The organism is Saccharothrix sp. BKS2, from assembly GCF_047689505.1.
GTDB lineage: Bacteria > Actinomycetota > Actinomycetes > Mycobacteriales > Pseudonocardiaceae > Actinosynnema > Actinosynnema lopnurensis.
Genome location: NZ_JAUQOL010000005.1, coordinates 106201 through 128027, shown reverse-complemented (window position 1 = coordinate 128027; position 21827 = coordinate 106201). Strand labels below are relative to the sequence as shown.

General features: G+C 73.2%; 18 protein-coding genes. 11 read left to right on the top strand and 7 right to left on the bottom strand.

Features of this window, described 5'->3' with window-relative positions; translation table 11 throughout:
- Nucleotides 1-417 precede the first annotated feature (417 nt).
- A complete protein-coding gene (locus tag Q5530_RS11725) occupies nucleotides 418-2151 on the top strand; it encodes a cellulose-binding domain-containing protein (RefSeq protein WP_415362194.1) in 1734 nt (577 codons plus the stop codon).
- Nucleotides 2152-2232: 81 nt separating this feature from the next.
- Here the strand turns inward: Q5530_RS11725 and Q5530_RS11720 are convergent, their stop codons facing one another.
- The gene (locus Q5530_RS11720) at nucleotides 2233-3564 is read right to left on the bottom strand and encodes a pectate lyase (RefSeq protein ID WP_415362193.1); all 1332 of its coding nucleotides are present in this window, start codon (nucleotides 3562-3564) and stop codon (nucleotides 2233-2235) included.
- 554 nt (nucleotides 3565-4118) lie between these two features.
- Between Q5530_RS11720 and Q5530_RS11715 the strand changes: the two genes are divergently transcribed.
- Nucleotides 4119-6407, top strand: coding sequence for an Orn/Lys/Arg decarboxylase N-terminal domain-containing protein (locus Q5530_RS11715; RefSeq protein ID WP_415362192.1), 2289 nt, complete (start codon nucleotides 4119-4121; stop codon nucleotides 6405-6407).
- 24 nt (nucleotides 6408-6431) lie between these two features.
- Here Q5530_RS11715 and Q5530_RS11710 read toward each other — a convergent pair whose 3' ends face one another.
- From Q5530_RS11710 to Q5530_RS11695, 4 genes are all read right to left on the bottom strand, one after another.
- Nucleotides 6432-6755, bottom strand: coding sequence for an STAS domain-containing protein (locus Q5530_RS11710; RefSeq protein WP_415362191.1), 324 nt, complete (start codon nucleotides 6753-6755; stop codon nucleotides 6432-6434).
- Complete coding sequence (locus Q5530_RS11705) at nucleotides 6743-7999, bottom strand: PP2C family protein-serine/threonine phosphatase (RefSeq protein WP_415362537.1); 1257 nt, start codon at nucleotides 7997-7999, stop codon at nucleotides 6743-6745. Before Q5530_RS11705 ends, Q5530_RS11710 begins: the two co-directional genes overlap by 13 nt.
- Nucleotides 7999-8811 carry an alpha/beta fold hydrolase gene (locus Q5530_RS11700; RefSeq protein ID WP_415362190.1) on the bottom strand — a complete coding sequence of 271 codons (813 nt, stop codon included), beginning with the start codon at nucleotides 8809-8811 and terminating at the stop codon, nucleotides 7999-8001. The genes Q5530_RS11705 and Q5530_RS11700 overlap by 1 nt, the downstream gene beginning before the upstream one ends.
- Nucleotides 8812-8887: 76 nt before the next feature.
- The gene (locus Q5530_RS11695; RefSeq protein ID WP_415362189.1) at nucleotides 8888-10111 is read right to left on the bottom strand and encodes a PP2C family protein-serine/threonine phosphatase; all 1224 of its coding nucleotides are present in this window, start codon (nucleotides 10109-10111) and stop codon (nucleotides 8888-8890) included.
- Nucleotides 10112-10344: 233 nt separating this feature from the next.
- On the opposite strand from Q5530_RS11695, the gene Q5530_RS11690 reads away from it, so the two are divergent.
- The 3 genes from Q5530_RS11690 to Q5530_RS11680 all read left to right on the top strand — a co-directional run bounded on the left by Q5530_RS11690 (nucleotide 10345) and on the right by Q5530_RS11680 (nucleotide 13833).
- Nucleotides 10345-10764: an ATP-binding protein gene (locus Q5530_RS11690; RefSeq protein WP_415362188.1), complete on the top strand. Its 420-nt coding sequence runs from the start codon at nucleotides 10345-10347 to the stop codon at nucleotides 10762-10764.
- A 145-nt stretch (nucleotides 10765-10909) separates the two neighbouring features.
- Complete coding sequence (locus tag Q5530_RS11685; protein ID WP_415362187.1) at nucleotides 10910-12448, top strand: PucR family transcriptional regulator; 1539 nt, start codon at nucleotides 10910-10912, stop codon at nucleotides 12446-12448.
- 125 nt (nucleotides 12449-12573) lie between these two features.
- Nucleotides 12574-13833: an FAD-dependent oxidoreductase gene (locus Q5530_RS11680; RefSeq protein ID WP_415362186.1), complete on the top strand. Its 1260-nt coding sequence runs from the start codon at nucleotides 12574-12576 to the stop codon at nucleotides 13831-13833.
- Between the two features lie 174 nt (nucleotides 13834-14007).
- Here the strand turns inward: Q5530_RS11680 and Q5530_RS11675 are convergent, their stop codons facing one another.
- Nucleotides 14008-14742 (bottom strand): aspartate/glutamate racemase family protein, encoded by a 735-nt coding sequence (locus tag Q5530_RS11675; RefSeq protein ID WP_415362185.1) that lies wholly within the window; start codon nucleotides 14740-14742, stop codon nucleotides 14008-14010.
- A 205-nt stretch (nucleotides 14743-14947) separates the two neighbouring features.
- Between Q5530_RS11675 and Q5530_RS11670 the strand changes: the two genes are divergently transcribed.
- Together Q5530_RS11670 and Q5530_RS11665 are read left to right on the top strand one after the other, a co-directional pair.
- Nucleotides 14948-15670, top strand: a complete 723-nt coding sequence (locus Q5530_RS11670) for a GAF and ANTAR domain-containing protein (protein ID WP_415362184.1) — start codon at nucleotides 14948-14950, stop codon at nucleotides 15668-15670.
- Between the two features lie 5 nt (nucleotides 15671-15675).
- The gene (locus Q5530_RS11665) at nucleotides 15676-17115 is read left to right on the top strand and encodes a PP2C family protein-serine/threonine phosphatase (protein WP_415362183.1); all 1440 of its coding nucleotides are present in this window, start codon (nucleotides 15676-15678) and stop codon (nucleotides 17113-17115) included.
- Nucleotides 17116-17142: 27 nt separating this feature from the next.
- Here the strand turns inward: Q5530_RS11665 and Q5530_RS11660 are convergent, their stop codons facing one another.
- Nucleotides 17143-17913: a GAF and ANTAR domain-containing protein gene (locus tag Q5530_RS11660; RefSeq protein ID WP_415362182.1), complete on the bottom strand. Its 771-nt coding sequence runs from the start codon at nucleotides 17911-17913 to the stop codon at nucleotides 17143-17145.
- A 463-nt stretch (nucleotides 17914-18376) separates the two neighbouring features.
- Between Q5530_RS11660 and Q5530_RS11655 the strand changes: the two genes are divergently transcribed.
- The 4 genes from Q5530_RS11655 (at nucleotide 18377) to Q5530_RS11640 (ending at nucleotide 21823) form a co-directional block, all read left to right on the top strand.
- Nucleotides 18377-18748: an STAS domain-containing protein gene (locus Q5530_RS11655; RefSeq protein WP_415362181.1), complete on the top strand. Its 372-nt coding sequence runs from the start codon at nucleotides 18377-18379 to the stop codon at nucleotides 18746-18748.
- 160 nt (nucleotides 18749-18908) lie between these two features.
- On the top strand, nucleotides 18909-19274 hold the full coding sequence (locus tag Q5530_RS11650) for an STAS domain-containing protein (RefSeq protein WP_415362180.1): 366 nt from the start codon (nucleotides 18909-18911) through the stop codon (nucleotides 19272-19274).
- 726 nt (nucleotides 19275-20000) lie between these two features.
- A complete protein-coding gene (locus Q5530_RS11645; RefSeq protein ID WP_415362179.1) occupies nucleotides 20001-21029 on the top strand; it encodes an iron-containing redox enzyme family protein in 1029 nt (342 codons plus the stop codon).
- Nucleotides 21030-21130: 101 nt separating this feature from the next.
- Nucleotides 21131-21823, top strand: coding sequence for a 2OG-Fe dioxygenase family protein (locus tag Q5530_RS11640; RefSeq protein ID WP_415362178.1), 693 nt, complete (start codon nucleotides 21131-21133; stop codon nucleotides 21821-21823).
- Nucleotides 21824-21827: the final 4 nt, after the last annotated feature.

Here is a 21827-nt window from a genome sequence, read left to right as displayed (position 1 = left end):
TGGGGCATCGGATCTTGGTCGACTGCTGTCTTACCGGGAGCCTCGCCCACCGCTCCCCACTGCTCAGCCCGCACCGTGACCTGCGACGTCACGATGAAAATGACTCATTGTGATATTTCCGGCCGAACTCCTGCCGCGAATCTTTTCGCAAAATTGCGACAATGTTGACAAATTCGCGGAGTCGGCCGAACACTGGCCGCGTCGACAAGGTTTCGACATCCGAACCACCCCGGCGCCGCCCCGGGTGCAGGCACACCGCCACCCAAGGGCAGCGACAACGGGAAGAACCAGGTGCGCAGCCCGGCGCCGAGGCGACCGGGCCGGCCCCGGTACCACCCGCGCGATGCCCGAGCCGCAGTTCAGAGCCGGTCTCATCTCGTGGAGGACAGAATGCACCTCAGCAGACACCGATCACGATTGACGGCCGTCGTGGCGGTCGCCGCGGCGACCGCCGGTGGCGGAGTGGTCGCCGCGCAGGCCGCGGCCGCCGGGTGCGGCGTCACGTATTCGGTCACGTCGCAGTGGCAGGGCGGCTTCACCGCCAACGTGAACGTCACCAACCTGGGTGACGCGGTCAGCTCCTGGACGCTGAACTGGGAGTTCGTCGCCGGTCAGCGCGTCACCCAGGCGTGGAGCGCCACCGTGACCCACAGCGGCAACCAGGCCACCGCGCGCAACGCGAGCTTCAACGGCGCCATCGCGACGGGCGCCACCGTGTCGTTCGGCTTCAACGGCTCGTGGAACGGGAGCAACCCCGCGCCCGGCGGCTTCACCCTCAACGGCACCGCCTGCACGGGCTCCCCGACGAGCAGCCCCACCTCGTCGTCCACCTCGTCGTCCACGTCATCACCGACGACCTCACCCACGACGTCGCCCACGAGCACCCCGCCGGCCGACAACCCGGCCTGGGGCAGGTCGCTGCCGCCGGCGGACGCGGCCACCGGCATGTCCTACGACCTGATCACCTCGGGCGCCGGCTACTCGCCGCGCGGCGGTGAGTGCGCCGTCGAGGTCCACGCGCGGTACTGGGTGTACGGGCCGGACGGCAAGGTCTACCCGACCTGGCACCCGCCGCGCGACCCGAGCGGCTGCGCCTTCGGGCACGAGCACGGCGACGACCCGCGCACCTCTGACCTGTTCACCACCGCGAAGTGGCCGCCCTTCGGCTACACCAGCGAGGTGATGATGAGCGCCAACCCCGGCGGCGTCCACCGGCACGAGGACCACGTCGGGCACAAGGTGCTGGCGGTCAACAACTCCAACGTCGTCCAGGGCGACAACGGCACCAGCTTCTTCCCGCCGCAGGGCAGCACCATCGCCGTGTGCGACGTCCTGCTGAAGTTCCACCAGGGCACGCACTCGACCGACGCGTTCACCAACAACGTGCACGAGCTGATCTACCACAACCGGTGCTCGCACAACGACAACGGCCAGATCAGCGAGGCGCGCTTCGCCGGGCTGATCCCCAACGGCCGGCCGGGCGGCTTCAGCGCCACCGACTGCCCGGGTCCGAACTTCACCGGCAGGTTCACCTCGGTCGGCCAGGCCGTGCCCGCGGACTCGCCGTCCGACACCCGCTCGCTCGGCCGGCTCATCACCGCCGCGGACTGCGTCCAGGCGATCCGGGAGGGCAAGACCCACTACGAGGTCATCCAGGGCAAGGAGGTCCCGTTCGACACCAACGACCTGCACGAGTTCTGGTTCTCGGACTTCTCCGTCAGCACGTCGCAGCTGTCGTTCACCATCTCGCCGCTGTTCTACGTGCTGAACCCGAGCCGGTACTACGACGCCTCGGCGCCGAACCGGCTCGCCCGCCAGGTCGACCTCTGCTACGACAACATCCGCGGCGACTACTGCGACCAGGTCCGCCGGATCACGCAGCAGACCGGGCAGCGGGTGGCCTGGGACGACCCGCGTTCCCCGTTCAAGGGCACGCTGCGCGAGTTCCGGCCGGGTGGGTTCACCGTGCGCAACTCCGGACCCACCACCGTCTACACCGACGTGTACGGCCGCAACGCGTCGACCACGCCGTTCAACGGCTCGATCCAGCAGCACTTCTCCGGCAACCACGCTCCCGTGAACATGTTCGTCCGCGGCGCCACCAGGGACTACGCGGCCAACGCCGCCGACCAGATCCACGCCCCGAACTGACGCCCGGCCGACAGGGTGGAACCCCGCGGACGACCTCGTCCGCGGGGTTCCCGTTCGTCCGTGCCCGACCGCCGGCAGGTGCTAGCGGTAGGTGATGTCGGACGTGGAGTAGAAGCAGTTCTTGCCGTCGGCGCCCTCACCGATCTTCTTCGGCTCGGAGCCCTTCGGCACGCCCTGGTACTTCTCGCAGATCGTGGCGCTGCCGTACACGGTGATCCGGGAGAACCGGGCGGTGTCGCCCCAGTTGGTGTTGATGCCCGCCAACACCTTGGTCGAGCGCACCGTCACGCCGTCCATCACCAGGTGCCGCTGGTAGGACGACGAGCAGTTGCCGCACGCCCGGTACAGCTTGCCGACGCTGTGCGACTGGAAGTTGCGGATGGTCAGGGTGCCCGCGCCGTTGTGCTGGAACACCTTGTCCGAGGCGGACTTCGCGCCGCCGCCGTCGACCAGGTAGGTCGCCGAGGAACTGGAGGACATGAACGTGGCCGCGTCCTCGCCGACGTCGTTCCACCAGACGTTGCGGATGGTGCAGGAACCCGAGCAGTGGATGCCGTCGCCGGCCGGCGCGTCGATGATCACGTTCTCGATCGTGCCGCCGTTGGCCACCACGAACATCGGGTCCTGGCCCTCGCCCTGACCGCCGTCACCGATGCCGTAGTACCGCTTCATCCCACCGTTGAAGTACGTCCCCACGTCCCGCGTGGTGGTCTGGTGCACGCTCCCGGTGTCCGACGGCCACGAGCCGCTGCCGTCGCCACCGCCCGGCTGCTGGGACGTCGTGGTGGTGGTGGTCGTCCTCGTCGTGGTCGACGTCGACGTGGTGGTCGAGGTCGGCCCGCCGGAGGTGGGGGAGAACGTCCACTGCTTGGTGGCGGCGCTGTCGCAGGAGTTGGTCTGCACCGGCGCGCCGGCCGAGGTGGAGTTGTCCTTGGTGTTCATGCACTTGCCGCCGTTGGTGTCGACCACGCGGTAGTTGCTGCCGCTCTGGGTCAACGACCAGGTCTGCCCGGCGGAGCCCGTGCACGAGGTCTGCTCGATCACCTTGCCCGCCGAGGTCGACCCGTCCCGGACGGCGACGCACAGGCCGTTGGCGGCGGAGGCGATGCGGAACCCGCCGCTGACCGAGGTCAGCGTCCACCGCTGGCCGCCGGCCCCGGTGCACGCCGCCTGCTGGAGCTGCACGCCGCTCGACGTGCCGGCACCCGGCACGTCGAGGCACTGCCCGCTGCCCGCGTTGGTGACCGTGTAGGTGCCCGCGCCGACCGCGGCGTCCGCGACCGGGGCGCTCGGCCAGGCGACCAGGGCGGCGGCCAGCGCCGTGGCGCCCGCGGCCGCCGTCAGGCTCAGGCGCCACCGGGCGTCACCCGGGCGCCCGGTCCGCGTGGTCGGTGATCGGTCAAGTGTGCTCATGACGACTCCACTTCTGACTTCCCCGGAGGCCGGGGCCGGTGGTGAATTCCTCTTTCGGCGAGGTGCTCGCCGAAATCCGTTTCGCGCGGCAACGGGGCAGACGCCTTTGTCGGCTCGCTCCCGGAAATCAGGTACCGGCGGGAACGGGGTGGGTGGCCACGCGGCGCCTCCTGGGTGCTTCCTTACCTCGTCGTACGGAAACCGCTTTCCGGATGAATGCTAGGTGGCGGGGAAGCCGCTGGTCAACCATGGTTCCGGGGTGCTCCGTGCGGCGGGCCGTCGAAATCCGTCGAACACCGAGGTGGTGGCCGTCCGGATTGATCATCCGCCGGGAAAGCGCCGGTGCGGGTCAATGCCGGCGGTCACATTCGTGAACGGAATCCGCGGCCCCCCGGTCACACTCGTGAACGACGGGCGGCGGTTCGGCGCGGGCCGGACTTCCACTTCCGGGTGAGGGAGTCGCCACGAACCGGTGATTTTCGGACCGCCGCGCGCGGAGTTCCCTATTTTCACACCGACGGGCCCACCCGGACCGAGGAAGAGGGAGCCGGACCATGTCGCAGTCGACTGTCCTGATCGTCGCGGAGCGGGCGACCGCGGACCGCTCGGTACCCGCGGCGAAGGTGGAGCAGGTCCGCGCCCACCTGTGCGGCTGCGGCCACGACGTGGTGCTGGTCCACTCGGCGGGTGACGCCGCCTCGGTGGTCGGGTCCGACGCCGACATCGCCGCCGCCGTGGTGAGCTGGGAGCTGGTCGCCGCCGTGGTGCGCTCGGGCGACGGCGGCGTCCTGCGGCTGCTGCTGGACCGGTTCTCCGCGCGGCTGCCCGTCTTCCTGCTCACCACCGGCGAGTACGACGACGAAGCGCCGCTGTGGGTGTCGGAGGTGGTCAACGGCTGGATCTGGTTGCTGGAGGACACCCCGGACTTCATCGCGGGCCGCATCGACTTCGCGGCCCGGCAGTACCTGGAGCACGTCCTGCCGCCGTTCTTCCGCGAGCTGCGCCGGTTCGACGACACCCACGCCTACTCCTGGCACACCCCGGCCCACGCCGGCGGGGTCGCCTTCCTGAAGTCGCCGGTGGGGCGCGCGTTCTACGACTACTACGGCGAGCGCCTGTTCCGCACCGACGTGTCGGTGTCGGTGGGCGAGCTGGGCTCGCTGTTCGAGCACACCGGTCCGGTGGGGGAGGCCGAGCGCAACGCCGCGCGCGTCTTCGGCGCCGACGAGACCTACTTCGTGCTGCACGGCACCTCGACGTCCAACCGCATGATCGTCCACAGCGCCGTCGCCGACGACGAGATCGTGCTGCTCGACCGCAACTGCCACAAGGCCGTCAACCACGGCGTCGTGCTGACCAGGGCCCGCCCGGTCTACCTGGTGCCGACCCGCAACGGCTACGGGACCACCGGCCCGGTCCCGCCCGCGAGGCTGACCGCCGACGCGGTGCGCGACCGGGTCGCGCGGACCCCGATCACCGAGGGCGCGGCCTCCCCGGACCCGGTGTACGCGGTCATCACCAACTCGACCTACGACGGGCTGTGCTACGACGCCGTGCGGGTGGCGGAACTGCTCGGCGTTTCGACGGCGGTCCTGCACTTCGACGAGGCGTGGTTCGCCTACGGCCGCTTCAACCCGCTCTACGCCCGGCGCTACGGGATGGCCGTCGAAGGGGCGCGGGGCCCGACCGTGTTCGCCACCCACTCCTCCCACAAGCTGCTGGCCGCGCTGTCCCAGTCCGCGATGATCCACGTCAAGTCCGGCGGCGGGGTACCGTTCGACCGCGCCCGGTTCGACCAGACCTACATGATGCACGGCACCACCTCGCCGCTGTACCCGATGATCGCCTCCTGCGACGTGGCCGCGGGCATGATGGACGGTCCCGCGGGGCAGTGGCTGACCACCGAGGCCATCACCGAGGCGATCAGGTTTCGCCAGGCCGCGGTCCGCCTCGGGGCGCGCCTGGCCGCGGCGGGCGACCGGCCGCCGTGGTTCTTCGGCGTGTGGCAGCCCACCGAGGTCACCGACCCGGACACCGGGGAGCGGGTCGCCTTCGAACGGGCGCCGCTGGACCTGCTGCGCACCCGACCCGACTGCTGGACCCTCGAACCGGGCGCGCCGTGGCACGGCTTCGACGGCCTCGAACCGGGTTTCTGCCTGCTGGACCCGGTCAAGGTGACGATCACCTGCCCCGGCGTCGACGCCCTCGGCGCGGTGTCGGCGTCCGGCATCCCCGCCCGGGTGGTCACCGCCTACCTGGAGACGCGGCGGATCGTGGTGGAGAAGACCGACGTCTACACCTTCCTGGTGCTGTTCTCCATGGGCATCACCAAGGGGAAGTGGGGGACGCTGCTCGACGCCCTGACCGACTTCAAGAACCTCCACGACCGCGGGGCGCCGCTGGGCGAGGTGCTGCCGGACCTGGTCCGCGCCCACCCCGCGAGGTACGCGGACCTCACGTTGCCCGAGCTGTGCCGGGAGATGCACGACAGCCTGGCGGGCAGCGGGGTCATCGCGCTGCTCAACGAGGCGTTCACCAACCCGACACCGCCCGTCGCGGCGATGACCCCCGCCGAGGCGCACCAGCACTTCATCCGGGGCCGCACCGAGCTGGTCGGGCTGGCCGACCTCGCCGACCGGGTCGTCGCCACCCAGGTCACCACCACCCCGCCCGGCATCCCGGTGCTGGTGCCCGGCGAGCGCGTCGGCCCGGCCGACGGCCCGCTGCTGCGCTACCTGCAAGCGCTGGAGGGCTTCGACCGGCGCTTCCCCGGGTTCGCCGCCGAGACCCACGGCGTGCACCACGAGGACGGCGGCTACTGGATCACCTGCGTGACCGGGTAGGCCGCGGGCGGGTCGACCGGTCGGTCAGCCCGTCGCGGCGGTGTCCCCGGTGCCGAAGACCGAGTCGAGCCCGGTGAAGCGCAGCATCCTCGTCACGACCCTGGGCGGGTCGGCCAGGGTGATCGCCGCGCCCGCGTCGGAGGCGACCTCGTGCGCGACCAGGAAGCCGCCGAGCCCGCTGGAGTCGCAGAAGGTCAGCCCGCCCAGGTCCAGGACGAGCCGGCCGCCGCGCGCGAGGCGCAGCCCCGCGAGCGCCTCGTGCAGCCGGGGCGCGGTCTGGTGGTCGAGCTCGCCGACGAGGGCGAGGGTGCAGGTGGTCCCGCTGGTGGTTGTGGTCAGCGCGAGCACGCCGCCTCCCCGGGGTGGCCGATCGCGAGCACCGCGGTGTCGTCGGACGGTGTGCCCGACCACTCGGTCAGCAGGTCCACCAGCGACGCCACCACGCCGTGGGCGCCCCGGCCCGCGAACGCCGCGGCGGCCTCGGCCAGCCCCTCCTCCTCCAGCATGGTCCCGTCGGCGCGCCGCGCCTCGGTCAGGCCGTCGGTGTAGAGCACGAAGACGTCACCGGGGGCCAGGCGGGTGGAGGCGCCGGTGAACCGGGGCTCGGGCAGAGCGCCGACCAGCTGCCCGCCCGGCGTGTGCAGCACGTCCACCTCCCCGCCGGCGCGGATGACCAGGGCCGGCGGGTGCCCACCGGCCGCGAGGTCGACGGCGAACCCGTCGCCGTCGGGCCGGAGCACGCCGAACACGACCGTGCAGAACCGCGGCGCCCCCGGCGACCGCTGCTGCCGCAGCACCTCGTTGAGGGTGGTCAGCACCGCCGCCGGGTCGGCGTCGCGGACGGCCGCGGCGCGCAGGGCGTACCGGGTCATCGAGGTCAGCACGGCGGCCTCGGGGCCCTTGCCGCACACGTCGCCCAGGAAGAACCCCCACCGGTCGCCGCCCAGCGGGAACACGTCGTAGAAGTCGCCGCCGACCTGGTCGCTGGACGCGGCCCGGTAGTGGGCCGCGACCTCCAGGCCGTCGATGTCGGGCAGCGCGTCGGGCAGCAGGGTGCGCTGGAGGGTGCCGGTCAGGCGCTGGAGGCGTTCGCGCTCCTGCTCGGCCTTCCGCTTGGCCGCCAGCAGCTCGCGCTCGTAGGAGCGGCGCTCGCGGGCGTCGAACACCGTGACGCGCACCAGCAGCGGCTGGCCGTCCTCGGTGCTCTTCACCACGGCGGTGAGCAGCACGGGCAGCCGGCGACCGGCCGCGGTGACCAGGTCCAGGGCCAGTTCGCGGGCCTCGCCGTGCATGCGCAGCATCGGCGCGTAGTGGGTCTCGTGGTAGAGCCTGCCCGCCGTGGTCAGCAGGTCGCCCAGGCGCCTGGTCCCGACCAGCTCCTCCCGCCGGTACCCGAGCCAGTCCAGCAGCGTGTCGTTGACCTTGGCGATCTCGCCGTCCATGAGGGTGGACAGGTAGCCGCAGGGCGCCCGGTCGTACAGCTCCTCGGGGCTGTCCTCCAGCAGCGAGGAGAACACCGCCCGCGGGTCGGTCCCCGACCGCTCGCCGTCACCGGGCTCCTCGGGGTCCAGCCGGCTCCCGGCCGCGCACATCACGGCCGTGCGCCCCGCCGCGCGGCGAAGTCCAGGACGGCCTCGGCGGTCGCCTCCGGCGCGCTCAGGTGCGGGCAGTGGCCGGTGGCGTCGAGCACCACCAGCTCGCTGCCGGGGATGCTCCGGTGCACGTACTCGCCGACCCGCTGCTCGGCGATGACGTCCTCGCGGCACTGGAGGACCAGGGTCGGCACGGTGACCAGGGGCAGGTCGGCGCGGTTGTCCGACAGGAACGTCACCCGGGCGAAGTGCCGGGCGATGTCCGGGTCGGTGCGGCAGAAGCTCTCGGTCAGCTCCTCACCCAGCTCCGGGCGCTCCGGGTTGCCCATGATCGCCGGGGCCATGGCGGTGGACCAGCCCAGGTAGTTGCTGTCCAGGGACTCCAGCATCTCGTCGATGTCCTCGGCGGTGAACCCGCCCCGGTAGGCGCCGTCGTCGACGTAGCGCGGCGACGGCCCGACCAGGACCAGGGCGCCGAACCGCGACGGGTCCCGGTTCGCGGCCAGCACGCCGATCATGGCGCTCACCGAGTGCCCGACGAACACCACGTCCCGCAGGTCGAGCTCGTCGAGGAGCTCCAGCACGTCGCCGGCGTAGCCGTCGAGGGTGGAGTAGCGCTCCGGCAGCCACGCGGACAGGTCGGACCGCCCCGCGCCCACGTGGTCGAACAGGACCACCCGGTGGTCGCGCTCGAACGCCGGGACCACCGACCGCCACATGTTCTGGTCGCACCCGAAACCGTGCGAGAACACGACGGCCCGCCCGTCCTCGCGGCCCGACACGGTCACGTGGTTCCTGCTCAGCACGTCCACCGCGGCAGTATCCCACCACCGCGGCCCCGGGCCGGCACCACCACGGCCGGTGTCGGCGGTCGGGACCCGGCGCGGCTCAGTCCGCCCCGGGGCCGGGGCTGTGCCGGAGCACCACCAGGGCGACGTCGTCGGTGGCGGGCTGGTCGCCCACCAGGGCGGCCATGATCCGGACGCAGGCCGTTTCCGGCGCCGCGGGCGACACCGACAGCCGGAGCTGCTCCAGGCGGCTGTCCAGGTCCGTGTCGTGGCGCTCCACCAGACCGTCGGTGTAGAGGACGGCGAGCGCGCCCGGCGGCAGGTCGACGTGGGCGCTCACGCGGCCGGTGACGGCCAGGTCGTAGCCCAGCGGCGGGCCGACCGGGGCGTCGGCGAAGACGGCCTCCCGGCCGGGCAGGGCGAGCACGGGCGGCAGGTGGCCCGCCAGGGCCAGGTCCATGCCGGAGGCCGCAGGGTCGATGACCGCGTAGGCGACCGTGGCCATGGTGTTGGTCTCGAAGTGGCTGGCCTTCCGGTCCAGCCTGCCCAGCACCTCCGCGGGGTCGTCGAACTCCAGGGCGTAGGCGCGCAGCGCGCTGCGCAGGCGGCCCATGACGACCGCGGCGGGCAGCCCCTTGCCCACCACGTCGCCCATCACCAGGCCGATGCGCCCGTCGGGCAGGTGGAACACGTCGTACCAGTCGCCGCCGACCCCGCTGTCGGTGCCGGGGACGTAGCGGGCGGCCATCTCCCACCCGTCGGCGGTGGGCAGGACGCTGGGCAGCAGGCTGTCCTGGAGCATGGCGGCCGCGGACCGCTCGGAACGCGACCGGTGCACGTGCGCGGCCATCGCGAGGCGGTCGGCGACCAGCTGGAGCAGGTCGACCTCCGCGTCGGTGAACCGGCGGGGCTCGGTGCTGCCGACGTGCAGCACCCCGGCCAGGTCGCCCTGGGCCAGCATCGGCACGCCCAGCAGGACCAGCAGGCCCCGCTCCCACAGCAGGGGGTTGACCACGGTGGACTCGTCGACGTGCTCGATCAGCACCGGTTCCCGGGTCTGGGCCACGCGCCCGGCGAAGCCCACACCGACCGGCACCCGGACGCCCTGGAAGACCTCCTCCTCCAGGCCGGAGGCCGCCTTGGCCACGAGCTGCCCGCCGGTGTGGTCGACCAGCAGGACGGTGGCGGTGTCGACCGCGAACAGGTCGCGGACCCGCCACAGCATCACCTCCAGCAGCTTGTCCAGGTCGAGCTCCCGGAGCGCGCTGTCGGTGATCGCCTCCAGCACGCGCAGCCGCATCCCCGAACTCCGCGTACCACCCATCCGTCAACCCCGTCCAAGTCCCGACCGTGCGCACCGAGCGACCGGCACGAGCGTAGGGCGGGTGCCGTACGAGCCAGCGTCGAGCAAACGAGCGTACCCGGAACGGCGGTCCGCCGGGCGAGCCGCACCCCCGGCCCCCCGGAACCGCCGATGGGCGTCGGGGCGCATGACCGGGGCCGCTCCGGGGTACCAACCGCACGAAGCAGGCGTCTTGAACGGGAGGGTGCGGCACCATGGACGACTCCGAGGCGCCCGGACCGCTGGCACTGGACCTGGCCGCCGACGTCCCACCGCTGGTGCTCGTGCGCCGGTGGGCGGCGGACGCGCTGGCCGACCTGACCGACGACGAGCTGGGCGACTGCGTGCTGGTGGTGACCGAGCTGGTGGCCAACGCCTACGACCACGGCTCCGTGCCCCGCCGGGTGATGCTGCGCCGGTCGGTCGACCCGTGCGCGGTCCACATCGAGGTGGAGGACGGCTCGTCCGGGGAGCCGACCCTGGGCAGGTCGCGGCTGGGGCCGCAGCGGGGCCGCGGGCTGGTCATCGTCGACCGGTTGAGCAAGGAGTGGGGGACGGTCCGGCACGCGGGGGGCAAGACCGTCTGGGCTCAGGTGCCCTGCGCCTCGTCCTCGTGGGACCGGTCGGCGGCGTGACCGCGGCGGCACCCCGCGGGCCCGCCCGGTCCTTGGGGGCGGCTCCCCGGCGTGAGCGCCTCCGGCGGGGTCACCTGATCCGGTGACCTCGGCGGTCCGGTGACCGGCGATTACCGTGGGTCGTCGGTGTCGGACAGGGGTGCTCATGATCAGGCTGGACCGCCTGGTGAACGTGCTGGGCGGCTACGGGGTGCGGTTGGCGTGCTGCCCGGTGCCGCGCGACGCCGAGCTGCGCAGCGTGGTGATGCGCGAGTCCACCGAGGTCCGCGCGGTCGACGGCGACGTGTTCCTGGCCGTGGGCGCGGGCTCGGTGGCCGAGGCCGTGGGGTGGGCGGTGGCGGCGCGGGCGTGCGCGGTGCTGGTGCACGGCGACGCCGGGGGAGCGGAGGCGGAGGGCGTCGCGCTCGGCGAGTCCGAGGGCGTCGCGGTGCTGGTGGTCGAGCCGGCGGTGTCGTGGAGCCAGCTCGCCGGGGTCGTCTACGGGCTGGTCCTGGAGGGCCGGGAGACCGAGTCCGGCCGGGGCCCGACCGACCTGTTCGCGCTGGCCGACAACCTGGCCGGCGCGGTCGGCGGCGCGGTGACCATCGAGGACCGGCTGTCGCGGGTGCTCGCCTACTCCAGCTCGCAGGAGGGCGCCGACCCGGCGCGGCTGGCGACGATCCTGGGGCGGCGGGCGCCGGACCCGCTGCGCGCGGTGTTCGAGGAGCGCGGGGTGTTCGCGCACCTGGCGGCCCACGACGGGCCGCTGTTCGTGGAGCGGGACCCGGAGCACGGGCTGACCGGGCGCATGGTGGTGGCGGTGCGCGCGGGCCGGGAGCTGCTGGGCTCGGTGTGGGTCACCTGCGGGAGCCCGCTGACCGGCGCGCGCGGCGCGGCCCTGGCCGACGGGGCGCGCACGGTGGCGCTGCACCTGCTGCGCCGGCAGGCCAGCGCGGACCTGGAGCGGCAGGTCGAGTCCGACCTGGTGATCCGCCTGCTGGAGGGCACCGCCGACGCCGCGACCGTGCTCAGCAGGCTCGGACTGCCGCCCGGCGCGCTGCGGGTGGTGGCCGTGCGCGCGCGCATCGCGGCCGAGCGGCACGCCGCGCTGCTGCTGGCCTTCGAGCGGGCCACCACCGGTTTCGGCTGGTCGAGGCCCGGCCGCAGCGCCCTGTCCGGCAACACCCTCTACACCGTCCTGCCCGGCGACGGGGTGGCCGCGGCCCGGGAGTGGGTGGACCGGCTGCGCGCCGCGCTGCCGGCCCGGGTGGCGGTGACCGCCGGCGTCGGCGGCCCGGCGTCGGCCGCCGACCTGCCCGCGAGCAGGCAGGAGGCCGACGAGTGCCTGGCGCTGCACGAGGCGCGCGCACCGGGCGCGGAGCCCCCGGCCTACGACGAGTCGTGGGACGACATCCTGCTGCAACGCCTGCGCGCCGCCGCGCGGGGCGGGCGGACCCCGGCCCGGGGACCGGTGGCCGAGCTGCGCCGCCACGACGACGAGCACGCCACCCACTACGTGGCCACGCTGCGGGCGTGGTTGGAGGCCCAGGGCGACCTGGCGCGGGCGGGCTCCCGGCTCGGCGTGCACCCGAACACCATCCGCTACCGGCTGCGCCGGATGACCGAGGTGACCGCGCTGGACCTGGACGACGCCCGCAAGCGGCTCGCCATGATCATCGACCTGGCGGCGGCCGGGGACGACTGACCACCCCGCTGTCGGTTCCCGACAAGAACACCCGCCGAGGTTGTCGGCGACGGACAACGGGACCGGGGGCGCCCCGGGCGATGCTGGCTTTCGTCAGCGGCATTCGTCCCGGTGTGGAGGTGGTCATGGCCGACGTCGAGCACGTCGACGGCGGACCGCGGTCGGCGGTCGTGGTGGGCGCGGGCATCGTGGGGCTGTCGACCGCCTGGTTCCTCCAGGAGCGCGGCGTCGAGGTGACCGTGGTCGACCGGACCGGGGTGGCGGCCGGGGCGTCGTGGGGCAACGCCGGGTGGATCGCGCCCGGCCTGGCGATCCCGCTCAACGAGCCCTCCGTGCTGCGCTACGGCCTGCGGTCGCTGCTGAGCCCGACCGCGCCCCTGCACGTCCCGCTGTCGGCGGACCCGGAGCTGTGGGCGTTCCTGGCCAGGTTCGCGGCCCAGTGCCGGTGGTCCTCGTGGACCCGCGCGGTGCGGGCCAACCTGCCGCTCAACGAGGAGAGCGTCGAGGCGTTCGACGTGCTCACCGCCAACGGCGTGGACGCGGCCGCGGTCGCCGCGCCGATCACCGCCGCCTTCGCCACGCCCCGGCGGGCCCGGGGGCTGCTGCGGGAGCTGCGCCGGATGGCCGACGCCGGCCAGCCGGTCGAGCACGTCGAACTCGACGCCGACGGGCTGCGCGAGCACGTGCCCCTGGCCTCGCCCGCCCTCGCGGCGGGGGTCCGCGTCGACGGGCAGCGCCACGTCGACCCCGGCGCGTTCGTGCGGGCGCTGGGCCGGTCGGTGGTCGCCAGGGGCGCCACGATCCGGGTGTTCGAGGTCGACGGCATCCGCACCCACAGCAGGGGCGTCACGGTCCACCCCCGCCGGGGCAAGGCCGTGGCCGCCGACGTCGCGGTGGTGGCGACCGGGGCGTGGCTGTCGCGGTTGGCGCGGCGGTGGGGCGTGCGGGTGCCGGTGCGCGCGGGACGCGGGTACTCGTTCACCGTGCCCGTGGACCGCCCGGTCCCCGGCCCGGTGTACCTGCCCGACGTGCGCGTGGCGTGCACGCCGTACCAGGACGGGCTGCGGGTGGCGGGCACGATGGAGTTCCGCGACCCGGACGCCCCCGGTTCCCCGGCCCGGGTCGACGCGATCACCGCCTCCGCCCGCCACCTGCTCGACGGCGTGCGCTGGGACGAGCGCCGGGACGTGTGGGTCGGCCCGCGCCCGGTCACCCCGGACGGCCGGGCGCTGATCGGCGCGGTGCGCGCCCGGCACATCTACGTCGCGGGCGGGCACGGCATGTGGGGGTTGGCCCAGGGGCCGGTCACCGGGCGGCTGCTGGCGGAGCAGATCACCACCGGCAAGCAGCCCGAGGCGCTGCGGCCGTTCGACCCGCTGCGCTGAGAGCCGGCCCCCGTCCCGCCCCGGCACGACCTGCCGAGACCACGCGTGGCCCACCGGCCACCAGCCCGTCCGCGGAACCGGCGCAGACCGAACACCCGGCGCCGTGGACACCTCCGCCGTCAGGGCGACCACTCCTCCCGGGCCGCCCTGACGGCACCACCCGACCAGGAACCCCTACGCCGTGGAGGCGGTCCGCGACCCGAGGGCGAACCGCACCGCCGCCTCGGCGTGCAACCGGGTGGTCGGGAACACCGGCACCGGCGCCGCCGACCCGTCGAGCAGCAGCTCGATCTCGGTGCACCCGTAGACCACGCCCTGCGCGCCGCGCGCCACCAGCCGGTCGACCACCGCCAGGTACTCGCGCCGCGAGTCCTCGGTGAACACGCCCCGGCACAGCTCCTCGTAGATGATCCGGTGCACCGCCTCGCGGTCGCGCGCCTCGGGCGTGATCGTCTCCACGCCGTGGTCCGCGAGCAGCTCGCGGTAGAAGGACTTCTCCATGGTGAACGCGGTGCCGAGCAGCCCGACGCGGCGCACCCCGGCGGCGAGCACGGCCCGGGCGGTCACCTCGCCGATGTGCAGCAGCGGCACCGGCAGCCGCTCCGCCAACCGGGGCGCGAGCAGGTGCATCGTGTTCGTGCACAGCACCACCACGTCGGCGCCGGCCCGCACCAGCGCGTCCGACGCCTCGACCAGCGGCGGCAGGGCCTCGTCCCACCGCTGCGCGGCCTGCGCCTCGGCGACGGGGGCGAAGTCGACCGAGTACAGCACGCAGCGGGCCGAGTGCAGGCCGCCCAGGCGTTCGGCCACCAGCTCGTTGACCAACCGGTAGTACTCGGCGGTCGACTGCCAGCTCATGCCGCCGAGCAGGCCGATCACCCGCTGCTCGGGTGCGGGTTCAGGGGACATGCGCCGGACTGTAGTCGAAGATTCGTCGCGTTCATCCCGGTTTTCGGGCCGCCGAACGGTCCGCGCAGCCTCCACAGTGGACTTCCCGGGCGCCCGCCCGCGGGCGTCGGCGGGCCGGGCGGGGGCGGCCCGCCGGGACCGCCGGGGTTTGACCTGCGCCGTACCGGGTAGTAGCGGTGCGCGGAGACCGGACTGGGGGTGTGCGATGACATCGGGACGATCACCGGCCGATGAGCTGGCCGCGGTGTTCGTGCGCGTCTCCGGTCTGCTGCTGACCACCGACACGGTGAACACCGCGCTGGAGCTGCTCACCTCGCTGGCCCGGGAGACCTTCCCCGCCTCGGACGGGGCCGGCCTCACGCTGCTGGGCCCGACCGGCGACCGCGTCTCGGCCGCGGCGACCGACCCCCGGGTGGAGGTGGCCGACGCCCTCCAGTACGAGCTGGGGCAGGGGCCCTGCCTGGCGGCGTGGGACCGGCGCGCCGTGGTCCGCGTGGACGACGTGCTGCGGGACGACCGGTGGCCGGAGTGGGGGCGCGCTGCGGCCGGGGTGGGGGTGCGGTCCGTGCTCAGCGCGCCGATGGTCGCGGGCTCGGAGGGGTTGGGCGCGATGAAGGTCTACGCGTCCGTCCCCGGCGCCTACGGCGAACGCGAGGAGCGCCTGCTGACGATGTTCGCCACGCAGTGCGCGGTCATGCTGGCCAACGTGCGCACCGCCGAGGACGCGCGGCGCGTCAGCGACCGGCTCAAGGAGGTCCTGCGGGAACGGGACGTGATCGCGCTGGGCAAGGGGATCGTCATGGCCCGCGACGGCGTGGACGAGCAGGCGGCGTTCCTGGTCCTGGCCGACGAGGCCCGGCGGGACCGCACCACGCTCCGGCAGGCGGCCGAGCGGCTGGTGCGCTCCACGACCCACGACCGGCGCTGACCGCCATGACCGACCACCGGGCCGACCGGCAGCAGCGCAGCACCGCCGCCGCCCTGCGCCACGCGGGCCTGACCGTCGACGAGCTGTGGCTGCGCTACTTCGCCCTGGGCGGCGACCTGGGGCTGATCGAGGTCGACGCCTACGTGCACGGCCTCGGCGGGCTGCCCCCGCTCCAGCGGGACGTCCTCGCCCACGCGGTCAACGAGCGCCTGGACGAGCTGGCCCCGCCCGACCGCGCCGACTACAGCTGGCCGATCGGCCCGAACGAGCCCCGCGAGCGGTCGCTGGACGCGCTGGTGAAGCTGCTCGAAGGCGCGGAGCTGGCCCCGCCCGACCGGCTGCCCCTGCTCATCGACGCCGCCGGGCGGTCGCTGGGCGTGCGGATCACCCCCTACCTGGCCGACCACCAGCAGCGCCTGCTGCACCCGTGGCCCGCCGTCCAGGACGGCCGGGAGCCCCTGGGCCTGGACACGACCCCGGCCGGGCTCGCGTTCCGGCAGGTGCGGGTCGTGCCGGTGCCCGAGCACCCCCGGCTGTGGGTGCCGCTGCTGGACGGCGTGGAACGGCTGGGCGTGCTGGACGTCGAGGTCGACGACCCGCTCACCCTGCGGGACCCCGGCCTGCGCACCCAGTGCCGGTGGCTGTCCATGCTGCTCGGGCACCTGGTCACCCTGCTCACCCGGTACGGAGACGCCGCGGACCTGATCCGGCTGCCCGCGCCGCGCACGGTGCCCGGCGAGCTGACCTGGTCGCTGCTGCCGCCGCTGACCGCCGGGGTGGACGGCTTCGTGCTCACCGGCGCCGTCGAACCCGGCGAGCGCGTCAGCGGCGACACCTTCGACTACGCGCTCTCGGAGACCACCGCCACCCTGGTCGTGCTGGACGCCGACGGGCACGACCTGCGCGCCGGCCTGATCACCGCCACCGCGGTGGCCGCCCACCGCAGCGCCCGCCACGCGGGCCTGGACCTGATCGGGCAGGCCCGCGCCATCGACGAGGCGATCAGGGGGCAGTTCGGCCCCGGCGCGTCGGCCACCGCGACCCTCGTCGAGGTCGACCTGGCCACCGGGCGGCTGTGCTACCTCAACGCCGGTCACCCCCGGCCGGTGATCGTGCGGTCGAGCGGCGGGGTCGAGCCCCTCACCGCCGGGCAGGCGCCGCCGCTCGGCTCGGGCCTGGGCGAACCGACCCCCGCGCGGGAGGCCCTGGCGCCGGACGACTGGCTGGTCCTGCACACCGACGGCATCACCGACGTCCTCGGCGACCCCTCGGCCCACGCGCGGCTCGCCGAGTTCCTGCGCCGCGAGGCGGCCGAGGGCCACCCGCCGCCCGAAACCGCCCGGCAGCTCCTGCGCGCCCTGCGCCCCCGGCGCGACGGCGGCCCCCGGGAGGCCGCCGCCGTGCTGCTCGCCCGCTGGACAGATCCGCGCGCGCTGCTCCCGTGAGGACGGCCGGTCGCGCCCGGGTCCGGTTCAGGTGCGGCGGCGGGGCCCGGTCGGCATCTCGCCGGTCCGGGTGAGCTGCTCGGCGAGGTCGCGCAGCTTGGTGTTGGCGCGTTGGCTGGCGCGCACGAGCAGGGTGAACGCCTGGTCGGCGGTGAGCTTGTGGCGCTCCATCAGGATGCCCTTGGCCTGCCCGATCAGGTCGCGGGTGTGCACCGCCTCGGTCAGGTGGTCCCGCTTCTGGGCGGAGGCCAAGGCCACTGCGGCGTGACCGGCGAACAGCAGCCCCACGTGCTCGGACTCCTCGCCGAACGCGTGCGGCTCGGGGGCGTACATGTTGAGCGCGCCCAGGTCGTCGTCCTGGACGAACAGCCGGAACGACAGCATGGACGCCACGCCCAGCGCCAGCGTCCGCTCGGCGAACACGGGCCAGGGGTTGTCCGCGCCCAGGTCGGGCACGTTGACGATCTTGTGCCGGTAGAGCGTGTCCAGGCAGGGGCCCTGGCCGGTGTCGTACTGGACCTGGTCCACGCCACCGGGCACGTCGCCGGTCACCGCCACCGTCCGGACGTCGCGCTTGTCCACGATGGTCATGATCCCGGCGTGCCGGGCGCCGGGGATGGTGCCCACCGCCGCGCGCACGATCTCGTCCAGCGTCTCCTGCTCGTTGCCCTGGTGGTGCAGCGTGCGGGCGACCTCGTTCAGCCGCACGGCCAGCTCGTCGCCCCGGTCGGCCTCGTCCAGCGCGATCCCCACGCCGTCGTCCTCCCGCCCGGTCTTCCCGGCCGTGCTGTCGACCATGAGCCCACCCTCCGCCGGTTGTCCGCGGTCGTGTTCCGCTTGGCCGCCCATCGTGCCCTACCGGGTCGCGCGTGTCGTGATCGAGCCCGGGAGCCGCGCCCGCCGGTGCCGGGGACCGGGTGGCGGAACCAACCCCGCGCCGACAGGATCGCGGTCTCGTCCAGGAGGGGTGCCGCCCGTCGCGCCGTGGTGTCCCGGCGCCGGGCCGCCGGACGGGGCCGGCGATTCCCGGCGGGCCCTTCCCCGTCCGGGTGGTTCACCCGCGTTCGACAGGCGCTCCTGTCATCCCGACAGGTGAACATCCCCGCTGTGTTCCCCGTTTCAGGTTGATGTTTCACCGTGACGCGCCGTAACGTCGAGGTGTCCCTGACGAATGCAGGCATTCGGTGGAGCGATTGTCCCGGGCCGAACAGCGCGCCCGGATGGACCGTTCCCCCCGTCTCGTGGCGAGGAGTGCGGAACCGTGGACCGGACCTTGGAGATCGGGGCGTTCGCCATAGCCCACGCGGAGCACGACGGGGTGCTGGTCACCACCGTGATCGGGGACGTGGACCACGGCAGCGTCGAGGTCATCGACACGGAGCTGTCCGCCCGGCTGGACCGGCGGCCGGCCGCCCTGGTGGTCGACCTGGACGGCGTCGAGTTCTTCGGCTCGCTGGGGATCACGGCGCTGCTGCGGGCCCACCAGCGGGCGGCGCGGCTGGGCGTCGGGTTCGCCGTCGCGGTGAGCCGGCGGCCGGCGCTGCGGACCCTCCAGGTGACCGACCTGGTCGAGGTGCTGCGGGTGCGCCGGACGCTGCGGGAAGCGGTCGACCTGGTCCGCGCGGTGGCGTGAACCGGGGGTTTGGAAAATTCGTCCGGGGGTAGTCCTCCCGGCCGCACGTACCGTTGACGGACCACTGGGCGAACGCCGAAAGCTGCGCAGAAACCGCTTCGGGTCAAACAGCGTGCTCGAACGATGCGGCCCCGTGGCCTCCGACGAAGAGGAGAGCCCCATGAACGAGCACGCTCCCGGTACGCACACCACCGAGATCGATGGTGGCATCCCGCTGATCCGGGTGGTCGGCGCCCTGGACGCGGTGTCGCACCGGGCGGTCGCGGCCGAACTCGACGCCGTGGTCGAGCGCCGCCCGGCCGCAGTCCTGCTGGACCTGCGCGAGGTGGACTTCATGGGCTCGGCCGGCATCGCCGTGCTGATCAACGCCCACCACCACGCGAGCAGGTTGCACGTCCCCTTCGCCGTCATCGCGGACAACCGCTGCGTGCTGCGGCCCCTGCGGATGAGCCAGGTGGACGCGGCGCTGCCGCTGCACGCCACGCTGGAGCACGCGGTCGCCGCGGTGCGGCTGGTCACGACCTGAGCCCCGGCCGCCGCGCCGCCGTGGTCCGTGGTCGGCGCGGTGGGGATGCGACGCGGGGGAAGGTGAAGCCTGGTGGAGGCTCCTGCCTGCGGAAGCTGGGTCACCGCGGGTGAAATGAGGATGTCGGGAGCCGCCGGACGCGGTTCAGCGCAGTTGAACGCGTCCGGCGGCTCTGTTCTGCTCCCACGATCAACCGGGGTGCGCACCACCGGCCGGGATCGGTGAAAGACGAGCCGAAAGCGCTGCGGCGCACTGTCGTCTGTGCCGGCGCCGGTCGAGGGTAGCAGTTCCTCCTCGGGGGGCCAGTGCCGGAGGCGAAGCATCCGGGGTCGTGTGCGGACCTCCGAACTTCGGCCTGCGGCACCGTTGACCGATAACTTGGAATTTTCCGGTCAGGCCGTTCGTTTCCTCACCGATTCAGTTGTCGCCGAGGCGGGCCCGACGGCCATCGGTCCTGGTCGTGGCAGCGCTCCTGGGTGGGCCGTCCGCGCCGGTCGCCCGGTTGACCTGCGCGGACGGGACCTGCGGGGGTGGGTTTTCGGCGGCCGGACCGCATCTGTGCGGACAATGCGGCCGAATGGTGGATGTTGGGTGCCTCCGGCTCTGGGTAATCATTGTCGCCAACCGTGGGCCCTATTGGTCAAAAAGCACTCCGCCGCGCGGTTGAACTCTCTTCGATTGCATCGAACATGTCGTGGGAAGACCAATCTGGGCAAGGTGGAGCCGGTGCTGCGTAATGGGGTTGCGCTCGTCGAGGAAATAACGTCGTGGCTTCGGCTGCCCGCAGAGGAGCTGGATGCCCGGGTCATCGGGGAGGAGGCGCACCGGGTCTCGCTCGACGTGGACGCGCTCAACGCGGCCGCCGCGACGGGTGACCAGGAGGCGTTCCGCCTCCAGCAGTTGCTGCTGGCGCGCATCTACGACCTGTTCATGAAGATCCCCGACGAGCCGACCGCGGAGGGGTCGGTGGTGATCAACGGGATCCTCACCGCCCTGGAGCGGGCGACCATCGCCGCGGAGGACGCCGCGGTCGACTGGGCGGTGGTCGACGCGGCGCCGACCACGCCCGCGGAGTACCTGTCCTGGCTCAAGCAGAGCGCGCGCGGGCACCGGGTGTTCAAGCACCCGTACTACATGAAGTTCATCCGCAACCACGCCACCGCGGCGCACCTGCGCAAGTACGTCATCCAGGAGTCCGTGGTCGACGGGCGGTTCGACGACCTGCTGGCGCTCATGCAGGTGGGCACCGCGGGGCCGGCGAAGATGGAGATCGCCAACAACTTCTGGGACGAGATGGGCAACGGCAAGCCCGCCGAGGTCCACACGACCCTGTTCAACCAGCTCTACGACGTCTTCGACATCACCCCGCAGGAGCTGGAGGACTCGCTCACCGCGACCGCCCTGCTGTCGGGCAACCTCGCCGTGCTGCTGTGCCGCTACCGCCGCTTCTACCCCGAGGCCGTCGGGTTCCTGGGCATGACCGAGTGGCTGGTGCCGGACCGCTTCGTGCAGGTCGTCGGCGCGTGGGAGAGGCTCGGGCTCCCCGAGGTGGGCATCGTCTACCACCGCCTGCACATCACCGTCGACTCGCAGCACGCGGCGGGCTGGTTCCACAACATCGTGTCCCCGTCCGCGGACTCGGCCTACATGCGGCGCGGCATCGCCCGCGGCACCCTCTGGCGGCTGAACTCCTCGGCCCGCTACCTCGACGAGCGCCTGGCCGAGGTCGCCGACCTGATCACCGCGGGCACCTGAACCACCGCGTGCACCTGATCACCTCGAGCACCTGACCCCGGCACACCGCCGGCCACCGGCACACCCCCACCACCCCGCCGTCGAGCACGGAAGGACCTGACATGTCCCTGAACGACCAGCGGTTCGCGATCGTCGACCTGCCGGAGATCCCCCAGGAGATCCTGGACAGCTACGACCGCTGCCCCGTCGACGAGTACATGGGCAACGGCACCCGCTTCAAGCGGTTCAGCCAGTACCGGCTGCACCACGACGAGGAGCAGGGCTGGCAGTTCGGGTTGCTGGAGCACCGCGACTACACGGCGTTCACCAAGTTCAACCCGGTCGGGGGCGGCATCAAGCGCAAGTACCTGCCCATCGAGGCCGACTTCACCCCGCTGATCCGCGCGGGCATGGAGGGCCTCGGCCTCGACAAGAGCGAGGACTGGCAGATCAACGTCCACCAGAACCGCACCCGTGCCGAGGGTGACCGGGTGGGTCCGCTGACCCCCGAGGGCGTGCACCACGACGGCCACGAGTTCGTCATGATCGCGATCCTGCGGCGCAACAACGTGGGCGGCGGCAAGACCCGGCTGTGGCGGCCGGGCGCCGACGCCCCGTTCTGGGACGGCACGCTGGAGGCCGGTCAGGCCGTCCTGCTCGACGACCGCGCGTTGCAGCACGACGTCACCGACGTCACCTCCGCCGACGGCGGCCCCGGCCACCGCGACATCGTCATCGTGGCGTTCTCGCGGTGGAAGGAGAAGTGGTACGGCGAGGACCACGACAAGGCGGCCCTCACCGCGGACGCGATGTAGTTCC